The organism is Patulibacter medicamentivorans (assembly GCF_000240225.1).
GTDB classification, from domain to species: Bacteria; Actinomycetota; Thermoleophilia; order Solirubrobacterales; family Solirubrobacteraceae; genus Patulibacter; species Patulibacter medicamentivorans.
Genome location: NZ_AGUD01000088.1, coordinates 1 through 5,816, shown reverse-complemented (window position 1 = coordinate 5,816; position 5,816 = coordinate 1). Strand labels below are relative to the sequence as shown.

Here is a 5,816-nt window from a genome sequence, read left to right as displayed (position 1 = left end):
CGGCCCGCAGCGCGCTGCGGGCGCGCCCCCACCGGCTGCGCGTCAGCCTGCGCCTGCGCTACGAGCCGCGCGACGCCGCCGCGACCACGGTCACTCGCCGCTACACGGCGCGGCGGACCACGGCGAGGAGCGGCCGATGACCCGCCTGGCCAGCCTGCTCGCGGTCCTCGTCGCCGCGCTGCTCGGCGGCGCCGGCACCGCGGCCGCCGCGACCTGGCAGCCGTACCCGCTGCCGGCACCGCCCGGCGGTCAGTTCCCGACCCCGGCCGGCTACGTCTCGGACCTGTCGTTCTGGGCCCCGAACCGCGGGCTGATGGCCGTCTCCGGCAACGCCGCGGTCCCGGCCGGGATCTACGTCTTCGACGGCGAGCGCTGGCGGCAGCTGTCGACGGTCTGCGGCGGCGGCATCGACGCCCGGATCGCATGGGCCGGGCCGACCGAGTTCTGGGTGATCTCGACCCCCAGCGGCCGGGCCAACAGCGGTCAGGGGCTCTGTCGCTTCAAGGACGGCGAGGTCGTCGGCTCCTACGCGCTGCCGAACGTCCCGGGCTTCGACGACGTCGTCTGGGCCGCGGCCTGCCGGGCCGCCGACGACTGCTGGTTCGGCGGGCGCGGCGGGATCAGCGGCGACGGCAGCCAGGCGGGGGCCCTCCACCTGCACTGGGACGGCCGCGACGTGCGCGTGGTCTACGGGCCGCAGGGGCGCGGGGTCAGCGACCTGCACGCGTTCCGGGGCCGGATCCTCGAGAGCACGCACGTCGGGGTCGGACCCGACGACACGCTGGCGACGCCGCCGCTGCTGGAGCCGGAGGCGACGCCGGCGCTGCTGCACGGGATCGACGGGACGGCGTTCCGCAACGATCCGTTCGTGCCCGCGCCGCTCTCCGGCGTCCGCGACGACGCGGCCGACCTGCGCGCGATCGACAGCGACGGGACGACCGCCTGGGCCGTCGGCGGGCGGACGCTCAACGGACCGGCCGCGACCGCCGGGCCGCCTGAGCGGCCGCCGCTGGTCGCCCGGCTCGGCGGCGACGGCAGCTGGCGCGAGTTGACGCTGACCGGCCCGGCGGCCTCGATCACCACCGCCGCCTTCGGCGACGTCGCGGTGCTCCCGGGCGGCGGTGGCGTCTGGACGACGGTGACCGAGCTGCCGACCGCCGGGCTGTCGACCAACGGCGAGGGCGCGCAGCCGCGAGTCGCGCTGCTGCGACCGGACGGCAGCAGCGAGGTCCACGACCTGGCCGGCCCCGCCGACCCGTTGCGCGGCGCCGCGACCCGGATCGCCTGCCCGACGGCCGGCGACTGCTGGCTGGCGACCGCTCGCGGCTACCTGTACCGCTGGACCGACGGCGCCAGCTACCCCGTCGACGGCGAGCCGGCGTTCCAGGGCCTGATCGCCACGCGGCCGAACGAGGCCGCCGCGCAGGTGATCCCCGACGCCCCGCCGGATGACGACGCGCTTCGGAACCAGGCGCCGCCGCTCGACATCACGCCGCTGAAGCCGGAGCAGCGCTGCGGCCGGCCGCCGGCGATCGTGACCGGCGTCCGCAAGCCGCTCGTCCGCGGGCTCCAGCGGCGCGTGCGCGACCCCCGCGCGCGCCTGGTGGTGCGGTTCCGCGTCACGCGCCGCGCCCGCGTCCAGCTGCTCGGCAAGCGCGGCAGGCGGACCGTCGCCAAGAGCAGCTGGAAGACGTTCGCCAAGGGCCGGCGGAGCCTCCAGATCCAGGTCCGGCGGTCGCGCTGGCCGAAGCAGCTCGCGATGCGGACGAAGGAGCTCGGCACGCCGCCCTGCGCGCCGCTCGGCGGCGGCGACGACGCCACCCTGCTGACGCGCAGCGCGCCGTCGACGCGATGAGCCGGTCGCACGCAGCGGCCGGCCGGCGTCGACCGGTCGCGGTGGTCGTCGTCCTCGGCCTCGCCCTGGCGATCGCGATCCTCGTCGGCGTCGCGACCGATCCCGGCGCGCGGGCCCAGGTCGCCGGCGGCACGCTCGGGCTCGAGCTGCAGCGCGGCCCCGGGTACGACGCCCGGCTGCTCGGCGGCGCGCCCGACAGCGGCGTCCCCGGCGAGGCATGGGGCGTCGTCGGGCTCGACGGCGTCGGGACCGATCCCGCTCGCGTGGCGGTCGACGGCCAGCCGATCGCCTGGGACCGCGATGCCGAGGCGCCGCTGGCGCTGGTGCGCTACCGCCCGGGCGAGGGCTGGCGCGTGGTCCAGGCCGCCCGCGACGAGCGCGGCGCGTCGTTCGCCGGCACGCTCCGCGACGGCCGCGTCACCCGTCGCGGCGGGCTGGTGCTGGTGGCCGACGACGCGGCGGGCGGGCGGCACGTGCTGACCCGCGATCCCGCGGGGGAGACCCGAGCGGCGCCGGCCCCGGACGACACGGTGCTGCTGCCGCGGTCGGGCAGCGTGCCGGCGGAGACCTTCTCCCCGAGCGCGATGACGGGGCGCAGCGAGAACGACCGCACGGTCGCGTTCGTCGGCATCACCGGTCGTCCGCAGCAGCTCGGGATCGCCCGCTGGGATGGGACGACCTGGACCCGCGAGCCGATCTGCGCGCTCAACGTCGCCGGCGATCCGCCGCCCGGCTGCGCGACCGGCGAGTCGCTGGGCGGGACCGGCTTCGGCCTGACGGTCGTCGCCCTGGCCGCCAGCGAGGGCGGCGGCGCGTGGGCGCTGGCCCGCGCCGACGCGCGGTCGGGCCTCGGCCTGGTGCTGCTCCAGCGCACCACCGACGGCGGCCGCGCGCGCTGGGTCCGGCGGCCGCTCGGGGTGCCCGCCTTCGACGCCGCCGCCACGCCCGATCGCGGCATCAGCGACGTCTCCCCGCTCGACAGCGGCTTCGCCCTCACCGCGACCGCCGACGGGGTCTGGGTCGACGGGCGCTTCCAGGACCGGGGCGTCGGGCGCCAGGTGACCCTCCGCGTCGGCGCCTCCGGCGTCGCCAGCTGGTGCGACGTCGCCGCCGCCTGCGACCACCCGCTGGGGATCGAGCTGAGCCCCCGCGGCCGCTCCTACGCCTGGGCCGGCGACGGCAACGGCAGCCGCGTCGTCGGGCCGCTGGCCGAGCGCGGGACCACGATCGCGCGCTACGCGACGCTCGACGGCGACCGCTGGCGCAGCATCCCGACCTTCGTCGACCCCAGCCGCCCGCTGGCCTTCGTGCAGCCGGACGAGGGCTGGATCGGCCCGGCCCACGTGACCCGCGACCGGCCGACGTCGCCGCTGGCGACCTGGCCGCTGCCGGTCCGGCGGCCGCTGCAGGCGGTCGCGTCGGGGCCGGGCGCGCCGGGCGCGATCGACACGCCGGCGCTGGCCGTCGGCGAGGGCGGGACGATCTTGCGCTACGCGCCCGGTCAGGGCTGGGACAGCGAGGTCCTGCTGGCCAGCGACGGCGTCGGCACCGCCAACCTGCGCGGGGTCGCCTGGCCCTCGCGCGACGTCGCCTACGCGGTCGGCGACGGCGGCGCGATGTGGCGCTGGCGACGGTCGACCGACCTCTGGGAGTCCGACCCGGCCGCGCCCGACGACTTCGTCGGCAACCTGACCGGCGTCGCCTTCCCGGCCGGCGATCCCGACCACGGCTACGCCGTCGGCCGTGCCGGCGTGCTGCTGCGCTACGGCAAGAGCTGGACCCAGGTCGAGCTGCCGGCCGCGGCCCGCGGCGGCGGCCCGCTCGGTGGGCCGGTCGACCTCTTCGGGGTCGCCTTCGCCGGGCGCACCGCCTATGCCGCCGCGGGTCGCGCGATCCTGACCGACGACGGCGGCGGCAGCTGGCGGGTCGACGACGAGGCGACCGCGCTGATGACGAAGGCGACGGGCCGCCGCGACCCGCTGGCGACGACCGTCGCCGGGCTGCCCGACGGCGGGGTCGTGGTCGCCGGTCGCGGGTTCGTGCTCGAGCGCGACGGCGCCGGCCGGCCGTGGCGCTTCAGCGACCAGCCGCTGCCCGGCCGCCAGACGCCGGTCGCGGCCGCCGCGTTCCGCGAGGGCGACCGCGTGCGCGCGCTGCTCAGCATCGCGCCGCTCGAGGAGTACCCGCTGCGCAGCGAGCTGGAGCCGGGCGCGACCGATCCGGACGCCCCGCCGCCGCGCCTGGGACCGCTGTCGACGACGCCCGAGGCATACCTGGTGCGGGAGACCGCCGCCGGCTGGCGCGACGAGGACCGCTCCGGCCTGGGGCGTCGCAGCGACGCGGCGCTGGCGCTGCTGGTCGACCCGGCCGGCCGCGGCTGGGCGGTCGGCGGCTTCAACGGCGCGGCGGGCCCCGGGGCCGCGGTGGAGGACGAGACCGAGACGGCCGGGATCTTCCGCTACGACCCGGCCGGCCCGGCGCTGCCGCCGACGGTGCGCAGCGCGGGCGTCGACACGCCGTCCGGCGTCGCCCGCTTCGCCGTCGGCGGCCACGCGATCTGCGGCAGCGACTGCGCCGAGTCGGTGCCGCTGGACCTCGGGGCCGACCGGACGCTGGCGCGGGCGCTGCCGCTCGCCGACGCCCTGGCCGGCCAGGCCAACGGTCCGCGGGCGCTGCTCTACACCGGCGGCTACCCGCAGGCGCCGGCGGACGGCGCCGCCCAGGCGGACGGCGAGGAGCAGCGCTACGCCCAGCTGATGGGGCTGGCGCGGACGCCGCTGCTGATCGCCACCGCGGACGGCGACGCCAGCGGTCGCGGCAGCCTCGCGTTCGAGTCCGCCTTCGGGCCCTTCCCCGCGCCCCTCGGCCAGGGGCCGGCCGCGTCGTCGATGCGGCCCGTCGCGATCGGCCGGCCGGCGGTCGCGGGACGCGCCCGCACCCACTACGCGGTCGACCAGGACGGCAGCGGCGGCACGGTCCGGCTGATCGTGATCGACAACGCCGGCGGATCGCTGGCCGAGCGCGACGACCGCGGCAACCCGGTCGAGGACCAGGCCGCCTGGCTGCGCGACGTGCTGGCCGACGCCCGCGGCAGGCGGATCCCGGCGATCGTCATGGGCAGCCGCGGCCTCAACCCGAGCCTGCCCAACGCCGCCACCGACGCGGCGGCGGTGGCGGCGATCCTGCGCGACGGCGGGGCGTCGGCGTACGTCTACGACGGCGCCGGCGAGCAGCGCCGGACCGCGATCCCGCAGGGGTCGGGCGAGGTGCCGGCGTTCGCCAGCGGGACGCTCGGCATCCGCGCCGGCAACGATCGCGGCTTCGGTCCTCCCGGGCTGCTGCTGCTCGAGGTCGACGGCGCCAAGCGCGACGCGCGCAGCAACCGCGCCCCGGTCGCGGCCCGGCTGATCCCCGTCGTCGAGGACCTGGCGATCGAGGCGGTCGACGGGCGGCTCCTGAACCGCAGCCAGCCGGCGCTCTTCCGCGGCCTCGGCCGCCGGCCGCGCAGCGCCGATCGCCGGGTCCAGTACACGGAGCTGCCGAACCCGCCGTGCCCGAACGACAGCTGCCCGGGGCGGATCGACCCCGAGGTCCGCTTCAGCTCCTCGAACCCGGACATCGCCGACTTCGTGCGGCTCGACCCGAAGTCGACCAACCCCCGCAAGCCGTTCATCGACCCGCGGACCGACAAGCCGGTCGCCGACGCCGCGTCGGGCCTGCTGTGCGCGTTCAACGCCGGCCGCACGACGGTCACGATCAGCGCCGGCGGCCTCTCCTACGCGACGACGGTGACCGTCCGCGCCGGCAGCGCGCTGCGCCCCTGCGGCACGGTGCCGCTGGTCGACCCGCCGCCGGCGCGGCCGCCCGAGATCCAGCCGAGCGTGCCGCCGGACGATCCGAGCGAGCCGCCGGCCGACAACCCGCCGACGCCGGTCCCGGCACCGCCGCCCGCGCCGGCGGC

At 78.4% G+C, this 5,816-nt stretch carries 1 protein-coding gene and 1 pseudogene; both read left to right on the top strand.

Going from position 1 to position 5,816, the window contains the following annotated elements; genetic code table 11:
- The first annotated feature begins 136 nt into the window (after positions 1-136).
- On the top strand, positions 137-1,855 hold the full coding sequence (locus PAI11_RS07935) for a hypothetical protein (RefSeq protein ID WP_007572792.1): 1,719 nt from the start codon (positions 137-139) through the stop codon (positions 1,853-1,855).
- Positions 1,852-5,816: pseudogene (locus tag PAI11_RS07930) on the top strand (hypothetical protein); the annotation flags it as partial. The gene PAI11_RS07935 and the pseudogene PAI11_RS07930, both read left to right, overlap by 4 nt.

Coding starts and splice junctions, on each gene's coding strand:
- PAI11_RS07935 (WP_007572792.1), top strand. CDS start 137: ATGACCCGCCTGGCCAGCCTGCTCGCGGTCCTCGTCGCCGCGCTGCTC.